At 49.7% G+C, this 21,942-nt stretch carries 17 protein-coding genes, 1 other RNA gene and 1 pseudogene; 8 read left to right on the top strand and 11 right to left on the bottom strand.

Translation table 11 applies throughout. The features are described from left to right. Window positions 1–14: 14 nt before the first annotated feature. From BTJ40_RS18545 to BTJ40_RS18525, 6 genes are all read left to right on the top strand, one after another. Window positions 15–3,326: a type I restriction endonuclease subunit R gene (locus BTJ40_RS18545; protein WP_108734466.1), complete on the top strand. Its 3,312-nt coding sequence runs from the start codon at window positions 15–17 to the stop codon at window positions 3,324–3,326. Window positions 3,327–3,406: 80 nt separating this feature from the next. Beyond that, window positions 3,407–3,553, top strand: a complete 147-nt coding sequence (locus BTJ40_RS22415; protein ID WP_157954160.1) for a hypothetical protein — start codon at window positions 3,407–3,409, stop codon at window positions 3,551–3,553. A gap of 19 nt (window positions 3,554–3,572) precedes the next feature. Continuing rightward, complete coding sequence (locus BTJ40_RS18540) at window positions 3,573–3,965, top strand: type II toxin-antitoxin system YafO family toxin (protein ID WP_202862827.1); 393 nt, start codon at window positions 3,573–3,575, stop codon at window positions 3,963–3,965. 2 nt (window positions 3,966–3,967) lie between these two features. Beyond that, the gene (locus BTJ40_RS18535) at window positions 3,968–4,297 is read left to right on the top strand and encodes a hypothetical protein (RefSeq protein WP_202862826.1); all 330 of its coding nucleotides are present in this window, start codon (window positions 3,968–3,970) and stop codon (window positions 4,295–4,297) included. Between the two features lie 80 nt (window positions 4,298–4,377). After that, complete coding sequence (locus BTJ40_RS18530; RefSeq protein ID WP_157954159.1) at window positions 4,378–4,767, top strand: hypothetical protein; 390 nt, start codon at window positions 4,378–4,380, stop codon at window positions 4,765–4,767. Then, window positions 4,764–4,958, top strand: a complete 195-nt coding sequence (locus tag BTJ40_RS18525) for a hypothetical protein (protein ID WP_108734463.1) — start codon at window positions 4,764–4,766, stop codon at window positions 4,956–4,958. The genes BTJ40_RS18530 and BTJ40_RS18525 overlap by 4 nt, the downstream gene beginning before the upstream one ends. 569 nt (window positions 4,959–5,527) lie before the next feature. Here BTJ40_RS18525 and BTJ40_RS18520 read toward each other — a convergent pair. The 4 genes from BTJ40_RS18520 to BTJ40_RS18505 form a co-directional block, all read right to left on the bottom strand. Then, on the bottom strand, window positions 5,528–8,089 hold the full coding sequence (locus tag BTJ40_RS18520; protein WP_108734462.1) for a hypothetical protein: 2,562 nt from the start codon (window positions 8,087–8,089) through the stop codon (window positions 5,528–5,530). A 751-nt stretch (window positions 8,090–8,840) separates the two neighbouring features. Further along, on the bottom strand, window positions 8,841–9,293 hold the full coding sequence (locus tag BTJ40_RS18515; protein ID WP_108734461.1) for a nucleoside deaminase: 453 nt from the start codon (window positions 9,291–9,293) through the stop codon (window positions 8,841–8,843). 741 nt (window positions 9,294–10,034) lie between these two features. Next, a complete protein-coding gene (locus tag BTJ40_RS18510; protein ID WP_157954158.1) occupies window positions 10,035–10,283 on the bottom strand; it encodes a hypothetical protein in 249 nt (82 codons plus the stop codon). 14 nt (window positions 10,284–10,297) lie between these two features. Further along, window positions 10,298–13,348 (bottom strand): S8 family serine peptidase, encoded by a 3,051-nt coding sequence (locus BTJ40_RS18505; protein ID WP_238152230.1) that lies wholly within the window; start codon window positions 13,346–13,348, stop codon window positions 10,298–10,300. Between BTJ40_RS18505 and BTJ40_RS22860 the strand changes: the two genes are divergently transcribed. Then, window positions 13,259–13,870: a hypothetical protein gene (locus BTJ40_RS22860; RefSeq protein ID WP_238152241.1), complete on the top strand. Its 612-nt coding sequence runs from the start codon at window positions 13,259–13,261 to the stop codon at window positions 13,868–13,870. The two genes, BTJ40_RS18505 and BTJ40_RS22860, sit on opposite strands and share 90 nt — an antisense overlap. Window positions 13,871–15,775: 1,905 nt before the next feature. Beyond that, window positions 15,776–15,958 (top strand): hypothetical protein, encoded by a 183-nt coding sequence (locus BTJ40_RS18500; protein WP_108734458.1) that lies wholly within the window; start codon window positions 15,776–15,778, stop codon window positions 15,956–15,958. 24 nt (window positions 15,959–15,982) lie between these two features. On the opposite strand, the pseudogene BTJ40_RS23215 reads toward BTJ40_RS18500, so the two are convergent. From BTJ40_RS23215 to BTJ40_RS18470, 7 genes and pseudogenes are all read right to left on the bottom strand, one after another. Next, window positions 15,983–16,168 (bottom strand): annotated as a pseudogene (locus BTJ40_RS23215) (Arm DNA-binding domain-containing protein); the annotation flags it as partial. A 677-nt stretch (window positions 16,169–16,845) separates the two neighbouring features. After that, window positions 16,846–17,439 carry a hypothetical protein gene (locus BTJ40_RS18495; protein ID WP_108734457.1) on the bottom strand — a complete coding sequence of 198 codons (594 nt, stop codon included), beginning with the start codon at window positions 17,437–17,439 and terminating at the stop codon, window positions 16,846–16,848. A gap of 180 nt (window positions 17,440–17,619) precedes the next feature. After that, complete coding sequence (locus BTJ40_RS18490) at window positions 17,620–17,898, bottom strand: hypothetical protein (RefSeq protein ID WP_157954157.1); 279 nt, start codon at window positions 17,896–17,898, stop codon at window positions 17,620–17,622. A gap of 135 nt (window positions 17,899–18,033) precedes the next feature. Next, window positions 18,034–18,423, bottom strand: a transfer-messenger RNA (tmRNA) gene (gene ssrA / locus BTJ40_RS18485). Between the two features lie 173 nt (window positions 18,424–18,596). After that, window positions 18,597–19,943 (bottom strand): sodium-dependent transporter, encoded by a 1,347-nt coding sequence (locus BTJ40_RS18480; protein WP_108734455.1) that lies wholly within the window; start codon window positions 19,941–19,943, stop codon window positions 18,597–18,599. A gap of 40 nt (window positions 19,944–19,983) precedes the next feature. Then, complete coding sequence (smpB, locus tag BTJ40_RS18475; protein WP_108734454.1) at window positions 19,984–20,463, bottom strand: SsrA-binding protein SmpB; 480 nt, start codon at window positions 20,461–20,463, stop codon at window positions 19,984–19,986. Between the two features lie 15 nt (window positions 20,464–20,478). Then, a complete protein-coding gene (locus BTJ40_RS18470; protein ID WP_108734453.1) occupies window positions 20,479–21,897 on the bottom strand; it encodes a sodium-dependent transporter in 1,419 nt (472 codons plus the stop codon). Window positions 21,898–21,942: the final 45 nt, after the last annotated feature.

The raw sequence follows: 21,942 nt of genomic DNA, 5'->3' as shown, positions 1-21,942 counted from the left end.
AAAAAGGATTTTCAATGAAGTTTACCGAAGCCCAACTAGAAAACGCCATAATTCAGCTATTGGGACAGCAGGGTTATCCCCATATTACTGGGGAGGCGCTCTCTCAAAGTACCGATGGGCCCCGAGGGGCGACGGAAGTCTTGATCAAGGAAGATCTACGCAGTTTTCTGAGCAGGCAGTATGCGGCGGAAGGTATTACTGCAAGCGAGGTGGAGAGCATTATTCGCCAGTTGGAGCTGCTCTCCCCCAGTGATTTGTATGACAGCAATAAAAAGTTCTGCAAATGGCTCAGTGATGGCTTCTTGTTTAAGCGGGAAGATCACACGCAAAAAGATCTCTATATCCAGCTGATTGATTACAGCGACCTGACCGAGATGCGCATCCCCACTGAGGGTGAGGTGGATACACTGCCAGCCACACCTGTCAAAGAGGGGGGCGCAGGCTATAGAACAGGTGCGACCAATATCTATAAGATCGTTAACCAGCTGGAAATTGAGGGTGTGGCCTCGGCCAGCGGTGGCGAGCGGCGTATCCCCGATGGCATTTTGTATATTAACGGCCTGCCCCTGGTGCTGTTTGAATTTAAAAGTGCCATCCGGCCGGAAGCGACTATCTACCATGCCTATACCCAAATCTGCACCCGCTACCGCCGGGATATTCCGCAGCTGTTTGTGTATAACGCCCTGTGTGTGATTAGTGATGGCGTCAACAATAAAATGGGCACCCTGTTTGCGCCCTATGAGTTCTACTACGGTTGGCGAAAAATTACCGGTGAGGAAACCCTCAGTAAAGATGGCTTGGACTCACTCACCACTTTATTGCAGGGGTTGTTCGACCAGCGCCGCCTGCGCGAGGTATTGCGCCACTTTATCTTTTTCCCCGATAAAACCCATCAGGAAATCAAAATCGTGTGCCGCTATCCCCAGTACTACGCGGCCACCAAGCTCTACCAGAATATTTATTCACACCTAAAAAGGCCCGATGGCAAAGGGGGCTACAGCGGCGATGGTAAAGGCGGTACCTATTTTGGTGCCACCGGCTGCGGTAAGAGTTTTACCATGCAGTTCCTAACCCGCCTGCTGATGAAAAGCGCTGCCTTTGAAAGCCCCACCATTGTGTTGATTACCGATCGCACAGACCTGGACGACCAGCTGTCACAGCAATTTACCAATGCCAAAATTTATATTGGCGACCAGATTGTAGAAAGCGTAACTTCCCGCGCGGATCTGCGTGAAAAATTGCAGGGTCGCCAGAGCGGTGGTGTCTTTTTGACCACCATCCATAAATTTACCGAAGATATTGAGTTGCTGACTGAGCGCTGCAATGTGATTTGTATCAGTGATGAGGCCCACCGCAGCCAGATTAACCTGGATCAAAAAATCACAGTGGTAGAGAAGGGAGAGTATAAAGGGGTTAAGAAAACTTACGGTTTTGCCAAGTACCTGCACGATTCACTGCCCAACGCCACCTATGTCGGTTTTACCGGAACCCCCATCGACGCCACCCTGGATGTCTTCGGTCCCACGGTAGATCGCTACACCATGAATGAATCGGTGAAAGATGAAATCACCGTGCGCATTGTGTATGAGGGCCGCGCGGCGAAAGTGATTCTGGATAACGACAAGCTCAAGGAAATTGAGGAGTACTACGCGCAGTGTGAGAAAGACGGCGCGAACGAGTATCAAATAGACGAAAGCAAAAAAGCCATGGCGAGTATGAACGCCATACTGGGGGACGAGAATCGTATCCGCGCCCTGGCCAAGGACTTTGTCGCCCACTACGAAAACCGCCTGGCAGAGGGCTCCACCGTCGCCGGCAAGGCGATGTTTGTGAGCAGCTCCCGCCCAATTGCCTATCAATTCTATCAAGAGTTGGAAGCCCTGCGCCCAGAGTGGTTTGAGGTACTGGCCTGTGCCGAGGGTGAGCAGTTAACCGAGAAAGAGCGCAAGGAGCTAAAACCCTCCGAGCGGGTCCGTATGGTGATGACCCGCAACAAAGATGATGACAAGGTGCTGTGGGACAAACTCGGCACCAAAGAAGATCGCAAAGAACTGGACCGCCAATTCAAGCAGGCTAAATCCAACTTCAAAATCGCCATTGTTGTGGATATGTGGCTCACCGGCTTTGACGTGCCGTTTCTCGATACCTTGTATATCGATAAGCCGGTATCAAAGCACAACCTGATCCAGACGATTTCGCGGGTAAACCGCAAATTTGAGGGCAAGAGTAAAGGGTTGGTGGTGGATTATATTGGTATCAAAACCAATATGAATAAAGCACTGAAAACCTTTGGCGGCAGCAATACGGACAACTTTGAAGATATCGCGGCTTCTATTGTAGAAGTGCGCAATCATCTGGATTTGCTCAACCGAGCGTTTCACCACTTCGACAGCAGCGGCTACTTTAGCGGCGACCCGGTAAGCCAGCTTAACTGCCTCAATGAAGCGGCCGAGTATGCCCTGCAAACCGAGAAGACCCAAAAGCGCTTTATGGATATCGCCAAGCGCTTAAAGGCGGCCTATGACATTTGCTGTGGCAATGAGGAAATTACACAAACCGAGCGGGACCAGATTCACTTCTATATGGCCATCCGCTCGATTATTTTCAAACTCACCCGAGGTGACGCTCCAGATACTGCACAGATGAATATCAAAGTGCGTGAGATGATCGCCGAAGCGATTCGCAGCGATGGGGTAGAGGAAATCTTTAAACTCGGTGAAGAAAAGGGCGGCGGCCCCATCGATATTTTCGATGAAGACTATTTGGCCAAAATCGAAAAAATCAAACTGCCAAATACCAAGATCAAGCTGTTACAGAAACTGTTGGAAAAAGCCATCGGCGAGGTGGCCAAAACCAATAAAATGCAAAGTGTCGACTTCAGTAAGAAGTTCAAAGCCCTGGTAGAAAAGTACAACGAGCGCAAGGAAGAGGATGTGCTGGTCAGCAGTGTATTGGAGGACTTCTCCAACGAGATTATTGACCTCTACCAGGATCTCAAAACTGAAATGACCTCATTTGCAGATATGGGGATCAATTACGAAGAAAAAGCCTTTTACGATATCCTTAAGTCTCTCTCGGTGAAGTACGACTTTTCTTACCCGGAAGACAAGCTTATCGAACTCGCCAGGCGCGCCAAACAGGAAGTCGACAGTGTCGCCAGCTTTCCCGCCTGGAACCAGCGGGAAGATATTAAGGCTGAGTTGCAAGTGAAGCTGATTCTGCTGTTAGCGGAGTTCGGCTATCCACCGATTGCCAATGATGATGTGTTTAAAGAGATTCTGGAGCAGGCGGAGAACTTTAAGAAACATCAGGTGGAGTTGACGTAATATTTGTACTTTTTAATCTTGAGATATTCTCAATCGCTGGCGTACAATTTATAAGCATTTAATGTCCGAAGGTGAAATGCATGAGTGAAAGGAAGCGAGTAAAACAGGCCTTTACCCCAAATAAGGCATCCTTGGAAAAGGTTGCGAAAGGGTTTGAGCGTGCTAAAACTAAAGCCGATAAGGCCAAGAACAGTAGCAGCCCCCTTGATTACGTGGAAGTTAAATAGATAACGGCTGGGCCTTATAGTGAAAGAAGGAACAATTAAAGTATTCGTCCGCAAAGAGCTTGATCAGGAAAGTCAGTCCAATAGCGATTTGCGAGCACTTATTAGTGACTTTAAACGTTGGAAGTCTGGAAATACGGTTCACTACTTTGGTAAGGATGTTCCATATCATGACCCAAAACCTTACGCAGAAAGAGCCAAGTTGCGTCATGTACATATCCTTGACAAAGTAAAGACTGTACATATTCGTGCAGGAACCAGTGATAGTGCATTGATTTATACAGAAGCTTCGATGACACCTAACACATACTATGTGATCGACTTTATTGCTGCCGGAGCCCACCAGAAAGCGCGGGATTTCAATTACATGAATTGGTTGATCGATAAAGCTGAACAGTTTCGAATGAGGAAATAACAGTGGCCGAAGACAGTAGTTTTCAAGCTATGTGGCAAGAAAAAAGTGAGCCAACAACATCTGGTGAGTATATTGTTGCAGTTCGTTATCCTCATGGATTTGGTGCTTACGATGTGGCTTCATGGGTAGATGGCCAATGGCAACTCGGATACAGTGCTGAAATAGTAGGTTGGATTCCTCTAGCGGAGCTGCTTGGTGGAATAGACGTGGGTTGGCCAGCACAAGATGAAGAAAGTTTTGGCAAGCCGTTCCGTAAACAGTTTGAAGAACATCGAAAGAAGAATCCTCTCTCTGACACTGATGACGATGACTTCGTAGAATTTAAAGATTGAGAGTAAATATTATTTTTTACCTAAAGGCGCTGTAGCGCCTTTTTTATTCCCATAATAATAAAATTAACTTTCGGGCGTTGGTGCAAGCCAAGTCCTGTAATGACAGCCCACTTAGAAAACTGGATTGGGACTGGTCCAGGGAATATGACTTGTATTCATTTACCAACCCAAAGCGTTTTGAGCTGAGTATTTGGCATCGTCATCAGTTGTGCGCACTGTCATTGGGGCGCCCCACATGGAGTGGGGCACGGCTTCGGCTAGACTCCCTCGAAGCGGCACCACATAACCACCCCCTGCGTGCGAAGATTTTACCTCTAACGCTATTGGCATTGGAGGAATATGCAGAACAGATAGGCGCTCATGAGATTCGTATTATGAAGCCTGTTAACGAAAAGGTACGCGACTATTACTCCAGCAAGGGCTTCACTTATAACTCTTGTGGTGATTACTGTTGGGGGAGCATTGTATGACCAATGAAAAACGCCCCCTAAAGAGCACTCCTGAATATGAAAAGTGGAGAAAGGAGCGCGCCAAAAAGCGTGCTGAAGAGCTGTTATCATGTTCTGAAGATGTGGATCAGACAGGGCTACTGAGTGGGAGGAAAGATGCAATGCGGGATGATAATCCCGATGGGAAGCCGGATTTAAACGATGTTAATTAATAGTTTATGCGATGCGGGATAGCTCATTTTGATAAGATCATTGTACTGGCTGAAGGGTTTGAGATGTGGCCTCATGGAATGGTGTTAGCGGCAGTCTGGAGACATTAGCGGAAATTGTAGAGTGGACTCCCAAGTGTAATTATTAAAAGAATCAATAGCGCAGTAGGTTATCCCAATAATTTATTGCAGTGGTGCTTCATTAATTGCAGATACAATTCGCCTTGAAGCCAACTTATGTCTGCGATGCGAAAAAACCGCCTGCTAGAAAATTTATATCTACCTAGGATAAAGCGGCCTCTGAACTCCTATACAACCTCTGAGATAGCCCCTAAAGCTTTTGAGGGTGAAGGCTCTATACGCCGTTGCAAAGTAAGCGGTACATAAATCACTGTATTCAATACAGTACTTAGTTCGCACACCACTTACTTTTCGCTAAAAAATTGCGGGCCACTACGGTTTGTCATGGGTCATCGACGGTGCGTCATCCAAAAAAGACTGGGCGCGTACACCGTCGCAGAAACCGCATAGGTTGCCCGGGCGTATAGTGGCCACCCGAGCAACCGCGCGAATTACTCCGGTACCGCGATAATTAGGAACGACACATGCGATTCACTGTTTTCTTGAGTGTGCTTGCTGTTTCCCGAGTCGCCGTCGCCGATCAGTGCGTGTGGATTGTGCAGTATGACCTGCGAGCCTGACGTGGAATAGGTTTCCGAACCTCCGCCGACTTGCCGGATGTCGTGGTCACTGCTGTCGTAGTGGACGCGATAGCCAGACAGGAATACTACCGCGTCGCTTATGGGCTGGCCCATCTCAACAGGGACGTCATCACTCGTGCTTTGGAGGTTTGTCACGTACTTTGCGATCAAAGGGGGGCTCTTGCTCAGCTCGATGAGATTGCCATCAATTGATGCGATGGCATTGTTGCCTGAGTCATCGTGCATCTGTGCAGTCGATTGGATACCCACTTCGTAGTTGTTAGGAACCGCGGTGGTTGCATCGAGCTCAATGGTGCGAACGTGGTGTGACTTTGGGGGTTCGCTCGGGTCGTTGTCCTTGTGGTACTCGCACGCCCAGCCTCCAAGGGCAGCATAAGCCTCTGGCTCATCGAGGGGGATGTATGGGCTGGTTGATTCATCGGGGATATCGGTGATGGTTCTCGGTAGGATCACACCGTCTTTAGGACCGTCGACCACTGCGATGCAGGACAATGTCAATTGGGAGTCTGAGGGGCTTAAACCTTTCTTCTGGCCGAACAAGGTGGCGTCAGGAGTGACGGTGAGGACGGCATTCTTGTTGTGAACCTGGGTTAGTGACAGGCCCAGCGTTTGCGTCTGGTGGTCCGTACTTCCTTCGTATTTGAAGAACCAGTAGGTGGCGGCAACGATGAAGCTCGTCACTTCTGAGCCGTATCTGCTGAAGTCAAACCGGAACCTTCCGCCGTTTTCATCCAGCTGCTGATTGATGTGCATCATCTGAATATTCGGAGGCGCGATTGGGGTGGAATGAAGCTTGATTGGCATATAGGCCCAGTCACCGCCAACCTGGAGATAAGCGGGCGAATTCGTCTTCTTGACCTGAAAGCCGGGAATCGCGATGTCGACACTCCCTTTCTTCGAACTCAAAATTGAGATGATCAATTGAATGACCCAGCCAAGCGGAACGAATGCCCACCAGAAGGGGAGCTTCGCTTTGGTCTTCACCTGAATGTTGAGCACATCGTCGTAGGCGTTGAAGCTTATCGTCGCAGAGAGCTTTAAGGTCTGGTAGACCCACAGGGTCATGGCCCCACGCTTCACTCTGATGTCGGCACTGATAACAAGATCGCCGTCGTTGTTGAACGCCGCTTGGAGGTTATTTTCTTTGATTTTGATATGCGCACCCTCAATCACATCCTCGACGTCTGTGTTGAGGTACATTTTTTCGGGGTAGGTATCGGTCACCGTCAGCTGCGATGAGGTCAGTGGCGTTGCTTCAGCAATCGCCGCAGCCACCGAAGTCAAAATGATGTCGTTGGATACGATGAGTGCCGATGTACAGTTGCTAGGGACAGTCTGTGGTAGAAGCGCGTCTATTGGCTGGCGATTCCCACGGCATATCCCAAGTCCGAACAGGTTTGAGTCGGAGTTGCCATCAAAGGCTGTGTACATCACCCCGATATCCAGGTTCCCGGCGGGCAGAGGGGTGTGTTGAGCAACCGTGTACTTGATGGGCCAATCAAAACTTGAGATGAGTTGGTCGACTGCTCCTTTCATCGCGTCGGTAATGTCGAGGCCCTTGATCGACTTTGAAAGTTGAATATCGCTGAGGTCAAGTTCCATCATGTCCCAGTTGGGCTTCTTGATGGTCACGGTGACTTGCCCATAGTGGTTGATGCTGGCGCTGGCTTGCATTTTGTCGAGGTCAAGAACGAGCCGGGCGTGACCGGGGCTTTGGCCCTGTGCATCTTCGATGTTGCTTGTGATACCTGGGAATTTGATGAACCCTGTGATGGGCAGGTCGAGCGTCGCCTTTTGGTCTTCGGGAGCGATGAAGGCGGGACAATCAAATGCGAACTCGTAGCGAACCTTGGCGGGGCCCTTGCCGACACTTCCGCTGAAGGACCATTGGCCGGAGTCGCCTTCGAAGATCTCGCTAATCCAATTGTTGACCGCTCCTTGGGTCGAGGCACCGATCAAGTCCCAGCCTTGTGAAAGGTCCGGATCTGGCGAGGATTCAACTTCTTGAAGACCTTGCTGCTCTTCAATTTCTTCTTCAATTAAGTCGCTTGGCTCTTCTCGGTCAAACAGGCCGCGCAGCTCCTCGACCAGCTCGGGGCTCGGGTCGCATACCCGCTGAAAGGTAGAAATTGGGTCGAGCGCGAACTGACGTGCATTGCCTTCAGATTCACTGAGCCACTCAAGCATGCGAGCTTCATGTTGCAATAGGTTGCTCAGGGTGGGATCTCGTCGCAGTGGGTCTGTTTGAGATGTTGGTGTGAATTCGAAAGAGAGAGAGGTCGAATTATTTAATTGTGTGGCTTGCTTGCCTAGCAGGCGCTGCAGGTCGTCAGGAGAGAGTGTGAGGGACGCGGTTTGCTTTTTGAGTCGGCGCTGCAGGCTGTCGGGAGAGAGTGTGAGAGTCTCTTCCATGATGATGCTCCGTAATCTTCATTAGTTTGATTTTTTTGAAAAGGCGAGTGGCCGGGTAACACCACGAGCCTTCTTTGATGCGGCAATCGAACATCAGGCCTACTAGAAAATTGCCACCCGCCCTAAGTTACTCTTCAAAAGGGCACCAGCCAACAAGGTCGAAGGCATTATCAGGGTAAATGTTGATGTCTTTTGTTTGATAACATTTTTTGCGCCGTTATTGGGATGTTCTATAAGGAATCTTTCGGTGAAAAGTTACGGGACTATTGCAGCAGCAAAGGCTTTTTCCATAGCTCTCGAGGTTATTGCTACTGGATGAGTATTGTGTGACAGATCAAGAACGTCCCCTTGGATATGAAAAGCGGAGGAAGGAGAGGGCTAAATAACGTGCCAAAAAGCTGTTATCAGATTTTGATGAGCCGGATAAGACTGGGCTTTTTAGTTGGGGGTGAAAATGCGATGTGGCACGATATTCATGGTGGGAAACCTGCACGACTCTGGGCTAAATGATAAAAGAAAAGATCTAAAGCCTATCTGGTAGAAGCTAGTCAACATACTGACCTAATTAATTCCGACTCTGTGTTAGCTGGGTTTTCTTTTAATCACGTATTTCTAGCTCGCTCTGTAGCGAGGCTTTGGATAGTGGGGTACTCATAAAATCGAGGGGTTGAATGCTCATTCTCTAGGTGCGGCAATGATTATTTTGTTGTTTTTAATTTAATTCCACTTTTATTCAATATTTTTATATTTTTTACTCGCCAATATCTTCATGCCAGATTTCAGGGTGCTGCTGGATAAATTTATTCATAAGATTAATGCAGTCAGAATTATTTAGGATGGTTAGGCTTATGCCTTCAGATCTGAGTAACAGTTCATCTCCCTGAAAGGTTTTGTTTTCACCGATAACAATATTCCTAATGCCGTATAGACGTATGGCTCCGCTGCACATAGGGCAGGGCGAAAGGGTCGTATAAAGCGTACACTTTTGATACTCGACTGCTCGTAACCTTCCAGCCTTTTCCAATGCGTCCATTTCAGCATGCTTGATAACACTATCCTGTTGGATACGCTGATTGTGGCCTCTGCCGATAATTTCTCCATCACGCACTACTACACAGCCGGTGGGAACACCTCCTGCGGCCAAGCCCTTACGCGCTTCCTCAATGGCTGCTTGCATAAACGCTTCGTGCTCAGATTTTCTCATGGCAGTCCTTTATTTAATTTTTTAAGGGCGCTTGAAGTATAGAGTGTAGAGCTTTATTGATATATCACTGACAGCCAAGGCAAAGTCTATTATTAGTAGATTTGGGTTTTCCACTAGTGCGGCTCTTACCCTAGGTAATAAATTTAATTCTGGAATTTATCGCTAAGTTGTACCTAAAAAGTACAAGAGCTAACCGAAAAGATTCTGCGAGAGGAAGGGGTATTTTCTCGGAATATAGCACAGGCAAATGATAAAAAAGGCTAACCTAGATGCTGGCATTTTCGCTTTAGAGGAGATGTTAAAGGTTGAAAATATTTTTTTGGTAAATACAAGTTGAAAGTTTCGTGCATTTGATAGCCCGTTAATGAGTCTACCTAATAGAGCAAACTACGGGAGTTGGGGGCTATTTTTGTGCAGGTGCGAGTTGTGTAGGGTGCTGATTGGCTGATGCTCCTGAGAGCTGGCCGGGTCCAATAATTGGGGTATCCAAGCCCCTTCTTTGATAAGGTTTCTGCTCAGGTTAACGAAATAATAAGCCTTTGATTGTGATGTACTAACTAGCTGTGGTGAGAAGGCTAAGAAATTCTAAACAGCTAAAGATATCTTTGAGCAAAGTTATAGAGTGACTATTGTTGGATTCTGTCGCAAAGTTTGCGACAGAATCCAAAGTGGAACGCTATAGTTGGCATTTACTCGTAGGTGGCAAAAAGGGTTTTCAGACTCCCTATACCCAAAAGCAATTCATTTGCTTAGCGTAATTTCTGCACCTTCACTAGGCAATCCAGATACCGGCAGCGAATCACCGCTGTCCTTTCGGCTAATATTCACGGCGGTAATACTGCTAGAGAAGGTTTTGGATTCGGAACCACCGGAACCGCCGCCGCTATTGGAACTACTGGAACTGCCACCGCCCCCGCCGCCACACGCACTCAGGGCTAATAGCAGTAGAGCTGAGACCGCAGATTTGAGTATGAAGTTTTTCCCGTTCATTAGTTTGCGCTCCTTCATTGCACAAAATCGTAAGTGACGATGAAATGGCTCACGCCAGACTTCAGCGCCAGCGGTCCCGGCAGGTCGACTTGGAAAGTCAGCTCGCTGTCATCTGCTTCAAACTCGCTGCTGGCAAGCATGGTGTCACTCTCATTCAGGGCTCCGTCGCTGTTTTTATCCAGGTAGAGTTTTGCTTGGACGATCTCCAGTCCGTCATCCCCGCTGCCGGATGCTTGTAAGGTCAGGGTGTTGAGTTCCGATTCCACGTCCGTCTCCAGGCTAAATACCTGTACCACCACATCCTTCTCGCCGGGACTTGCCTCGAGATCGCTCGCAGTTCCCGAATTAAACTTCACACCGGAACTCGATCCCTGCTGGAAGCGGGGGTTAAAGGGCTGGGCATCTTCGCTGTCTACAGCGCCGTCATTATCGGTATCCACTACCGTTGCCGCATCCAAGCCCAGTACAAAGGCGCCGCGAATCGTGTTCTGAACACTGTTGCCGGCATCGTCTGTGGCGGCAATGCGAAGGTCGACGACGGAGGATTCCGACACTTCGGGCAGCAGGGTAAGGTAGCGACCGTCTTCTGGTGTGGTTTCTAGCGATAACCAATCACCCCCGTCCAGCGCCATCTCGGTGGTCACAGAGTCGAGCGGCAATTGGCTTTCGAAGGACAAATACAGCTTGGCGTTGCGGCGCGCATAGTGCGAAATTACGCCGTCGTCCAGCAGTTCCAGCATAGCAATGCGCGGCGCGGCGGCACCGTCCAGATTGTTGAGTTGCACCCGAGCGCTGGAGGTATATTCATCTTCACCGAGATACGTGGTGTACTCGAAATCCACTTGCACAGAGGTACATTGGCTGTCGGCGAAGAACAGGTACTCTGGAATAAAGTCGCCGCTGCTCAACTCATTATTGCCGGGCAGACATAGGGCGCGGTATCTGGACTCTGGTCTATAGCCATTGCCCCAGCTGTCCATTATCCAGCTCGAAGAAATGTTGCCGATTTGGCTGGGAAGCAAGCGGTGATCGCCTTCCTCATTGCGCAAGCCCCCGGCAAAGTAGATGGGTCCTTGGCCCATAAGCATGATTCCACTGGACCGCTCCAGTATTACCTCGGGGGTAGTGAAGTCTTCATCGCTACGTCGCAGCTTGCGGTAGACCGTGCGACCAATGGAAATATCGTTGCTGTGGGTCTCCGTGGCCCAATCTTCCCCCAGTGGCACATGCAAATTCAAAAATGCTGGCCAAGCGGTTATATCCTCCTCGTGGCCATGCAGGGTAAGCAATGACGATTTATGGGTCAGCTCTCCCGGCGTCGTCCACCAGTTCAAAGCTACCTCGTACATTGGAAGCCCGTGACCTATGGCATATCCCTCCTGATTCCAGATTGGGTTGCCGATTAGCAACTGCACACTACCGGGATTACTGAGATCGAAGTGCAGATCTTCGGGCATGCCTTGTTGTCCGTGCTTAACCGTATATAGCTTGCGGTCCTGTGGGTGCGCGTTCCCTTCTTCCGCCAGACCTATATAGGTAATATGGAAGTTATCGGATAGGTTGCGCAGGGTTTTCATCGGCACATCCCCACTGTAATTCAGGTGTAAGGCGAATTCGGGAATATCGGGGTAGGTGAGCTCAAGTGCCTGATCCATAAACAGGAGCGTCTCGCCGCTTTCTGTTTGTAGAGGGGGAATACCAGCCCCCCGAACTCTAGCAGGCACGACTAGTTCACCATCGGACACGTGTCGATTCTCAAACGCGTGCCAGACGTCATACTGCTCTCCATCGGCAAAGACGTCCGTCCCGAACAGAATATTAATAGGCTCGTCACGCACCGCCATATGCAGGACCGGTTCAGCACTTTCGAAATTGGAGAGCTGCTCCCGAGCAGACCAGCCCTCATTGAACAAAAATGCGGAATAGGACCAGTATTCTCCCGGCGCCTCGGATTCACGCATCTTCAGCACCTCCGCGCGATGGAAGGCCACTGGCAGGCGTACCCGCTCATCGCCGGATAAATATTCAAGTGTCGAATCGTAGGCGACTTCCAACGGTTCGTGGTAGGGCACCTGACTGTGATCGACATTTAGGTCGACGAGCTCGGCTCTGCTCGAGCCCACTTCCAAATCGAACTGGTCGGTGGAAAGATCCAAGTCGGCGCCAGCGGGGAAAGTACCCCCGTCCGCAACTGCGAATTCTACAGAAGCGCTTAGGTTTTTAATCGTCACCTGCAGGGATCTCTGGCTGTGAGCACCTTGTCCAAAGTGCCCTGCATAGAGAGTTGGTGGGCTGACCAGGAAACGCGCGCTTGCAGCTGCGAAGGCATCCAATTGCCCGTTGCCCACCTCGGCCATTTTGCCGGCCACCGGCGAGGCGCGGTTGACCAGTAGCGCCTTGATCTCAGCGCTGGTTAGTTCAGGATGCAGCTGGCGCAGTAGCGCCGCAGCGCCTGCCACATGGGGCGCGGCAAAAGAAGTACCGGATTCGGTGCGGAGGCCACCTCCCAGGTTGGTACTGGTGATGTCTACACCTGGTGCGAGTATCTCCGGCTTGATGCTATTGCTGCTCAGGTCCAGGCTGGTACCGAACATGCCTCGAGAACTGAAGTCCGCCAGGTTGCCCGCCCCATCCACCGCGCCCACGGTAATTATTTCCTCTGCGGAACCGGGACTGCCAATGGAGTTGAGAAGGGGGCCGTCGTTGCCGGCGGCGGCGACCACTACGACACCGGCGCGCATGGCATTGTTGGCGGCGACGGACACAACCGAGTTGTTTCCACCGGCGCCGCCCAGGCTCAGATTGATCACGTCCACTGCGTCGTCCGTTTGCGGATCTCCGTCTGGGTCCAGCGCAGCCTCAATGGCGGCGATGATGTCGCTCTCGCTACCAAAGCCATAGCTATCCAGCGCCTTGTAGGCGTAGAGCTTGGCTTCGGGTGCCACCGCCGCAGCCACGCCGGCCACCATAGTACCGTGGAAGTCGTCGTCCATCGGATCACTATCACCGTTCACGAAATCGTAGCCACCGACCACGCGGCAGCCGCTGCCCAAACAGCCGCCCAGGTCTTCGTGGGTGTAATCAATACCGGTATCGATAATGGCGATGCTGGTCCCTTGTCCTTTGACGGCCCTGTCCTGCGAATCGCGCATTGCCCACACCTCGGGGGCGCGGACCTGCTGTGGACTACCGGCCTGAAAAGCGCGCACCTGCCGGTCCCGGGTTACCGCGCGCACCTCTGGCATGGCGGCGATAGCGGGCAGCTGGTCCACCCTGGCGGTTGCGCTGATGGCGTTGACTGCACGAGTAAAGCGGTGGCTGTGGCCCGCGATCAGCTTGCGCTGTTGAAGTTTGGCGACCATTTGCTGCTGGCGCAGGCCCAACTCTTGTTGTCGGGCGACGAAAGCGCGCATATCCCGCCGTGTACCGATAGCGCCGGATGCACGCAAGCCGGCCTGCTCCGCAGCAGAAGGCCCGTGCAGTTCGATGATGATGCGCACCTCTTCATCCGGACGATATCTGATCACCTCTGGCCAGGCTTGCTTGTTGTGCTCCGCCTGAAGTGTGCCTTCGTGGGGTACGCTTAATCGCGGAACTCGAGACTCTGAAGCTTTTTCCCCGGAGTTGGCTGCTGCGGGTTGCTGTAATGCAACCAAGGCGGTCGATGCCAGATACAGCAGAATCGGTTTGACACGCATAGTAAACCTCCTATTTAAGTAGTCGACCCTGACAAAAAACAAATACCCACGTCCATTACTGGGCGGCGTGGGACTACGAGATCATTCTTGCTAGCTTCAGCTTTCAAACTGTATGCAAAGCCATATTGTTAGCGCGAGTGGATTAGAGGCTAATGAAGTTGATGAAAGTGCTTTTTTAGGGTGAAATAAAAAGATTCCAGTGCCTTAATTATCCATTTCCTTAAATCCCTGGTGCATACGACAATGAATGGTGTGATCGCATCGCCCACTCTACATTTAGGGAATTTTCTTGATAGTAAAAATCAATATTTTGGTGATCAATTAACAGCTTAACTGCGGCTCTAGGCTAGTACTTATCCGCTTCTTTCCTCACTGGTAGGGATTGTTTTTTTGATGCAGCTAGGGCGAAACTATTTTCGCACTTTCGGCCACCTTCTCTCTCTCCTGGGCTATCAAATCTCTTTGGCCATGCTAATCCTTATATCTAAGGTCTTGCTATCGTGATTATTCTCTGGTGATCTACAGGAGTTAGAATAACGCTATCTTTAGCTGTAGAGGCAATAGAGGTTTTACTGTCATATTCATACAGCTTTTTTATCATTATCCTTGGCGATACAATATATTTGTGACTCGTGCAAGCTTTATATTTTGTTGATATCATTTTTCTGTTATTTCAACTTACGCTCATACAGTGCACAAAGGCTTCCTGACTGGTGTGAAAAAGACTCTCAGGTGATTTTCTTCTCAACTTCCGCAATAGAACGCGGAAAATTTGTCGATTTTCTGTACTTAAACCATTCTATATGTAGTAAAAGAAACGCAGATTAATTCGTATTTTTTACTTTTTTAATGCGAGTTCGACGTTAATAAATATCGTTATGTTTAGAGGTTTTAGTAAAGCGGTTAAAATTTTGGCCACGAGCTTACCATCCACTGGGTAAGTAATAAATAAGTTTCTCTTGTACTTTAGTGTTGATATTTGTGATTTTAGCTTCAACTTTCAGTGCCGGTTAGTTAATTTCATTGTAACGGTAAGTCAGGAAAGGGCTTTTTGTGCTTACTGAATTCATTTCTAATTACTTCGGAGCGCCATAGTGATTGGTCGTACTTAAACAAGACTGTTGTGAGCATTTTTGTAGAATATGTTTTCCCTCTGTCCTCCTAGTTGTTCCTTGCCGGAATGTCCTTCTCGATAACCCGTAAGTACCTTTTGTCCCCGATTGGTTATTGATTTCGGACGAGCTAAATGAAAATGTCATGTTTGGGCTCTTCCGGTCGAAAAGTGGATACTAGTACTTCTCACTGGTATTTCCATTTTTCAACTTTGATCTGAGTGAGTAGGCCCATCTATGTGTTGTATAAACTTTGTCAAAATTTTTCCTTTCTTGGCTTTTCTACAGCTTTCAAATGGTGTGCTTGAGACCTTGCTTTCATTGAAAGGGGAACCCTTCCAATTGAAGGATTCTATGAACTCACTTAGAGGGAGGCAGTTTTACGGTTTAAAAAAATTGTCAAGATTAGATTTGGTTACTTCGAAGTTGGTCGGTGTCACAGTACTGTCGAGTTTTGAAGAAATTGGGACAATTAGACAGGTTACATTTAACCCTAAGTAATGTGTTCTCACCAAAACTCTTGATGTAAGGAGTAATTTGGTAAGTTATCTAGTTGATCGTACCTTTCAATTTTTAATAAATTTGGCTGGTTATTTGTTGGAATAGAGTTGCCTATGCCCTCCCCTTTAATTTTAAGCTTTGTTCACCGCTAGGCCATCAAGGGAGGAAGCTATCTTCGGGGATGAAATTTGATCTTTCGTTAACGATTACTAAAGTTCGCCGTGATTACATTTCCAGCTTTGCAGCTAGTCACTCATTACCTACAGCGGCAAGGCTGTTGCGGTTGGCCTCTATGGCGGACTCTTTGCGGATGCGTTTTTGTATCGAGAAAGCTGATGCTTTCGGCAATATTCTGTTGGGCTAAATTACGAAATTCACAGGCACATTCCAGACTCACATCTGGATAGAGGCTTAGTGTCATCTCCCGGCGTTTGCTATGTAGGTGGAAACGGAATAGGTAACACTTAGGCCTGGTCGGGGTCACTTCGAGAGCCAACACTTTCTCATTCGACTCTATGGAGTTTTTATCTGGTGGCTTGAGGACGCGCTTAGCTGTTAGGCTGCGGCATGGCATCCCCTCTAGAGGGGGTGGAGGGTGACACTGCTATTAATCTGTCAACTTGAGACCAGATCTGGATGGGGGATGGTCCAAATAAACAAAAGCCCCAGAAACACTAGATTTTCGGGGCTTTCGTGGGCTGTCTGAGACAGCAACTTGGTGGAGATAGCCGGAGTTGAATAATCGGTTATAGCTACCGAATTTGCTTGGTTTTTATTTGCTTTAATCACGATACCCCACAGATAACCCCACCACTAGAGCAAAGTATCCCCAATTTGGCGTATGGTTTATCTAGCTCAACTGTGTCTGTTCTAGGCACTCTCTAAGCGTCATGGCTCAGCAGGCATTCCCGGGGCTCTTACTGATGTGAAAAAAAACCTTTATCGGTGTCAACAATTGTCATCAGGCGAGCGGCCTCCGTGATTATTGATAAACCTTTCTCTCGTGTATAGGTGCAGCTCGTGAGTATTGTAAGGAGTGCATCACATGATTGATGAGGCTTTGTTCTTTTTGAGGTGAGAGGCTAAGTGGGTTCTTTAAGGTATTGTTTTAAGCAGGTTAATGGGTAGAAATATGGGTATTCCTAACACAATATTGATTTGCCCCGCTTATTTAGAAGGTTCCGACAGGCATTGAGCCTGTCAGATGAAAAACGTCCAGCGCCTAGCGAGCTGCCAAAAGGGAAATCGAGATTATCTATTGCTATTCACTCTTTTAGAGCCGACGTACATTGCAAATAAACGAAGGCCGATGGAAATTAAGACAAGCATACTTGGCGCTGTATGAGCGGGTATTGCCTTTAATTGCGTGATTTCTCTTTGAAGGGTCATCGTTTGGTGTGGGTTGGTCTGGTGCTTTGGAACCTGAATGACGTTTTTCTTAAGTAATTTATCGAACGACTCGATTTCTCCCGCAAGCATATCCAGGAGTTCCAATTCGGTCTTGCCTTCCCATGGTAGCTGTGTCCTATATGCGTCAACTGCTTTACCAAGCTTTTTCCACTCTTCTGCGAGGAAGGCTTCAAGTGATGAAAGGGTTCTCAGCTTCGAGTTCATGGATTGATTGACTCGGTAGGCGTTTTGTCCATGAGCGCCGCTCGCCATCATTCCAGCAAAGTGCTGTACGTTATGTTTGGCGGTATTCAGGTTCCGGCTGATTAAGTTGAGTTGATCCAGGGTGCGAACCAGAGTCTGATCAAATCTCGGATCTTTATCCTTAATCGCTGTCAGAGCGGTGTTAACCAGTCGACTCACCTGTATCTTGGTTGCATGTTCGTTGATGGACATATCCCTTTATCCTCGTAAATCCATTGAAGAATGTGTTCCACCTCTCTGATTTGAGATGAATGTGCCACATTCAGGTTTTTGCTTGATGAAAACGCGAATTCTAAATTAAATCTGCCGAGTGTCGCGGTCTAATAGAGTACGGGCCATTGTACGGGAGCCGGGGCGGTCATGGTTTCATTGTCATAGCCCAGTGACCAGGGCTAGAGCCTGTTCAGCAAGAGGGTTGATGTGTGGCTGGCCCATTTTCATTTTTTCGTTGGGCAGTTTTATGTGCTTGGCATCCCAATTGATTTCCGTCCACTCAAGTTTTCGCAATTCTCTAGCGGGCAGAGTAAGAGAGGGGGTAGTTTTAGGGCTGCTCTTACTATTGGGGTCGTCTATGGCAGTTAGTAGGCGCCCGATTTCAGTAGGGTCTGCAATTGCTGCCAGGTGCTTTTTCTTGGTGGGGCAGTGGCGCAAACCTGCTCGCCCCCGCAATTAACCCCACTAAAAATGGCTGGATTTGGGTTAGATTAATTGGGATGGCCCAGATAAACAAAAACCCCGGAAACACTAGGTTTACGGGGCTTTCGTGGGCTGTCTGAGACAGCAATTTGGTGGAGATGGCGGGAGTCGAACCCGCGTCCGTCAGCACTCTGCCAGAGGCTCTACATGCTTAGCTCCGTCTATTGATTTAACCCATTACAGCCCGGCGGTCAGGACGTATAGGGCGATCCCGAAAGTTGTTTAACCGCTTACCCACGGGTATGGCTTGCGGCGATCCAGTTCTGTATAACAGTCTGCAGCGCGATACTGGAACCTTGCTGAAGACTGCTAAGGGACGAACCCTTAGTTAGCGCTTCACAAGCTGCTTACGCAGCGAGTTGGGCACCGTAGTTGTCGTCGTTGGCAACTAATAAAATACAGCTTTGGATTTACGAGATTCGCTGCCATCTCGGCATGCACCCAAGGTTTCGTAACCGGCGTCGAATCCAAGTCATCCCCGATAAGAAACACTCATGTGTGTCACCTAAGTATACCTCAAAATTCACGTTAGCAATAAATTTTATGTAATTGGCATTTGAGCGATCAGGGTCGCTTTAGTCAGGCACTTTGAGGGAGGGCTTAGGTGGGAAGGGGGTTTCCGGCGGTGAGGTACCGCCGGGAGGGAAGACAGATTACTGAACGGATTGTACGAAGGCGGTCAGGATCAATAATGGGCAGACGATGCGCACGTACCAGGGCCAGATCTTCCAGAACAGGGTTTGCTCAATGTCTTCATGGCCTTTCTTCAGCTCGCTCAGCAGCTGGTCGCGGCGCCAGATCCAGCCGGCAAAGATACACAGGGCAATGCCGAGCAGGGGCTGGCCGTATTCAGTGCTGATGCTGACTGCCAGTCCGAAGAGGGCATCGAAGTTGTAGATGATACCGCTGCTGACTCCGAAGATGATCAGGCCAACAATCGGGGTGGCGATGCGGCGGGGGATATTCAGATTCTCGATAGAGAAGGCCACCGGCACTTCCAGCATGGAGATGGAAGAGGTGAGAGAGGCGATGACCATAAGCGCGAAGAAGGCGATGGCGACGAATATCCCGGCTTCACCCATGGTGTCGAACAGCGCGGGCAGCACTTGCAGAATCAAGCTCGGGCCGGCGATCAGGGAACCGTCGGCAGAGAAGATCTGGGTACCAGCTTCCTGGGCTACGTACATGGCGGGCAGGATAAGCAGGCCAGCGGTAAATGCGATGCCCACATCAATCAGGGTCACCAAGGCGCCGAGGCGCGGCAGGCTCTCCTGCTGGCTCAGGTAGGAGCCGTAGATCAGCATGGTGCCTACACCCAGAGATAGGGAGAAAAAGGCCTGACCCATGGCGGAGATCAGCAGATCCGGGGTGAAGTGGTCGAAGTTGGGCATCAGGTACACTTCCAGGCCGGTCAGGGCGCCGGGCTGGGTGAGTACGTAGCAGATCAACAGCAATAACAGGATGATCAGCGATGGCATCAACAGGGTGGACCAGCGCTCGATCCCCTTCTCAACACCACTGGCGATAATCAGCATGGTGAGGCCACTGAAGATGGCGGTCATGATCATATTGCGGCCGGTGCTGTTGCCGGCCAGCCATTGGGCCGCCTCTTGGGCGCCGAACAAACTGGCGAAAGGTTCGGCCAGGTGGGCCACCATCCAGCCCGCGACAATGGCGTAGAAGCTCAGGATCAGGGAGGCTACCAGAATGCCGCCGAAGCCAGTCAGGCCCCCGAAAAAGCGGCTGATGGGTCCGTTGGAAATGGAGCGCAGCGCCTGCACCATATTGCGGCGCGCGTGGCGGCCGATGGTGAGTTCGGCCATCAGGGCCGGGTAGGCAAGCGCAAAGGCTAGAAATAAATAGGCGACTACAAAGGCGGCGCCGCCGTTACTGGCGGCTTTAGTCGGAAAACCCCAAATATTGCCGAGACCAACGGCGGAACCCGCCGCAGCCATCAAAAAGCCAATATTCGAGCTGAACTGTCCTCGCGGTGCACTCATGGTAAATCCCGTAATTATTCTTCTAATAGTTCACTGTGCACTATTTGTGCGCTGAGCGCATTAGGCGCTGCTTTTCGCGGTTCCAATCGCGCTTCTTCTCAGTCTCGCGCTTGTCATGGCTCGCCTTACCTTTGGCCAGGCAGATTTCACATTTCACCAGATGCCCTTTCCAGTACATGGCTGTGGCAACCACGGTGTGGCCCTTCTGCTCAACAGCGGCGATCAGCTTGGAAAGCTCGCGCTTAGTGAGCAGCAGGCGACGGGTGCGGTCGGGCTCGGTGACAAAATGGGTGGAGGCACTGGGCAAGGGTTGGATGTTGGCACCCAGCAGCCAGGCTTCCCCGTTTTTGAAAATGACATAGCTGTCGGTCAGCTGAGCTTTGCCCTCCCGACAGCTTTTGACTTCCCAGCCTTTCATCTCAACGCCCGCCTCAAACTTTTCTTCAATGAAATAGTCGTGGCGGGCCTTCTTGTTGAGGGCGATGGTATTGGATGTTTGTGCTTTCTTTTTCTTGGCCATGAAAACTACGAGTGACTATATAAAACTGTGTCCAAAAAACTTCAGGGCCACGGTATTGATAAAGATAAGCAGCAGTATCAATGGGATAAAAGTGCCCAGGGAGAAGTTAACGTATTTTTGCGAAAACGAGCCTGCAAAGTCGCTGTCACCTTCTTGCAGCTCTTTATCAAAATTGGCTTTCTTCCATTTGTAGATCACGAAAAGACAAACCAGCAGGCCGTTTAAAGGCAGGATGGTGTCGTAGAAGATGATCTCCACCAAATCGAAGAACGACTTGTTTGCGCCGGCCAGTTGTACAAACTCTGTGAACCAAGTGGCCATACCGAATGATACGGCGCAAGCGATGGCCAGCACAAATTGAACGGCTGCAACAATATAGATGGCCTTCTTGCGCTCCATGTTGCGCTCATCGCGCAGGGTGGCGATAGGCACTTCGATAATGGAAACCAGTGAGGTAATTGCGGCAACCAGTACCAGAAAGAAGAACACGGCTGCTACGGCGCTGGCGCCAAGGTAGCCAATGCTGTCTTGTAGTGCGAGGAAAATTTTCGGCAGGAACAGGAAGATCATGCCCGCTGAGGAATCGCTCAGTTCAGTGGGATCAATCTGTGGATTGAAGTGGAAAATACTCGGCAAAATCAGCAGGCCGGCTGTAAAGGCCACCAGGGTATCGGTAATGGCTACGGCACGGGAAGAACCAGGGATGGAGTCCTTCTTCTTCATGTAGGAGCCGTAGGTAATCATGATGCCCATTCCCAGTGATAAGGAGAAGAAGGCCTGGGCCATGGCTTTACTGATTACGTTACCATCAATTTTACTGAAGTCGGGTACCAGGTAGTACTGCAAACCGAGGGCGGCATTTTCCAGAGTCAGTACAAAGAACACGAGTCCCAGCAACATAACAAACAGCATGGGCATCAGGGTTTTAGCGGCTCGTTCAATACCGTCTTTAACGCCCATAGCGAGAATGGCGTTGATGATCAGCATCAGAATAACCAGGTAAATAAATACCGTGGGTGTGTTGATAAAGTGGATAAAGAAATCCGGGGTGGCGAGCTTATCCAGGTTGCCGGAGAAGATTTCTACCAGGTATCCCATTACCCAAACGGTGACCACCAGATAAAAAACCGCGATCATAAAGGGCGTGATCAGGGCTAGCCAACCGGGGATACTCCACAGTTTGGAGCCCTTGGAAATCTCGCGATAGGCCCCGACGGGGTCTTTATCAGAGCGGCGTCCCATGGCCAGTTCGGCCATCATCACCGGCAGGCAGATCAGGAATACGAAGAGAGCGTAGACCAGTAAGAAGGCGCCACCTCCACTTTTGGTAGCTGCTACAGGGAATGCAACCAGGTTGCCAATACCAACTGCGGAACCTGCGGCGGCCAGGATAAAGCCCAGCCTTGACCCAAAATGCTCTCTCACTGCGGTCATAAGTACTCTCGCTATTATTTTTTGAATGCTTGTAGTTTTTGATAC

The organism is Microbulbifer sp. A4B17 (genome assembly GCF_003076275.1).
In the GTDB taxonomy this organism is placed as follows: domain Bacteria; phylum Pseudomonadota; class Gammaproteobacteria; order Pseudomonadales; family Cellvibrionaceae; genus Microbulbifer.
This window is presented reverse-complemented; position numbering and strand designations above follow the sequence as displayed.

Bases quoted from the DNA above. Each gene is read 5' to 3' on its own strand.
- BTJ40_RS18545 (WP_108734466.1), top strand. From the start codon at position 15: ATGAAGTTTACCGAAGCCCAACTAGAAAACGCCATAATTCAGCTATTG.
- BTJ40_RS22415 (WP_157954160.1), top strand. From the start codon at position 3,407: ATGAGTGAAAGGAAGCGAGTAAAACAGGCCTTTACCCCAAATAAGGCA.
- BTJ40_RS18525 (WP_108734463.1), top strand. From the start codon at position 4,764: ATGACCAATGAAAAACGCCCCCTAAAGAGCACTCCTGAATATGAAAAG.
- BTJ40_RS18520 (WP_108734462.1), bottom strand. From the start codon at position 8,089: ATGGAAGAGACTCTCACACTCTCTCCCGACAGCCTGCAGCGCCGACTC.
- BTJ40_RS18515 (WP_108734461.1), bottom strand. From the start codon at position 9,293: ATGAGAAAATCTGAGCACGAAGCGTTTATGCAAGCAGCCATTGAGGAA.
- BTJ40_RS18510 (WP_157954158.1), bottom strand. From the start codon at position 10,283: ATGAACGGGAAAAACTTCATACTCAAATCTGCGGTCTCAGCTCTACTG.
- BTJ40_RS18500 (WP_108734458.1), top strand. From the start codon at position 15,776: ATGAAATTTGATCTTTCGTTAACGATTACTAAAGTTCGCCGTGATTAC.
- BTJ40_RS18495 (WP_108734457.1), bottom strand. From the start codon at position 17,439: ATGTCCATCAACGAACATGCAACCAAGATACAGGTGAGTCGACTGGTT.
- BTJ40_RS18480 (WP_108734455.1), bottom strand. From the start codon at position 19,943: ATGAGTGCACCGCGAGGACAGTTCAGCTCGAATATTGGCTTTTTGATG.
- smpB (WP_108734454.1), bottom strand. From the start codon at position 20,463: ATGGCCAAGAAAAAGAAAGCACAAACATCCAATACCATCGCCCTCAAC.
- BTJ40_RS18470 (WP_108734453.1), bottom strand. From the start codon at position 21,897: ATGACCGCAGTGAGAGAGCATTTTGGGTCAAGGCTGGGCTTTATCCTG.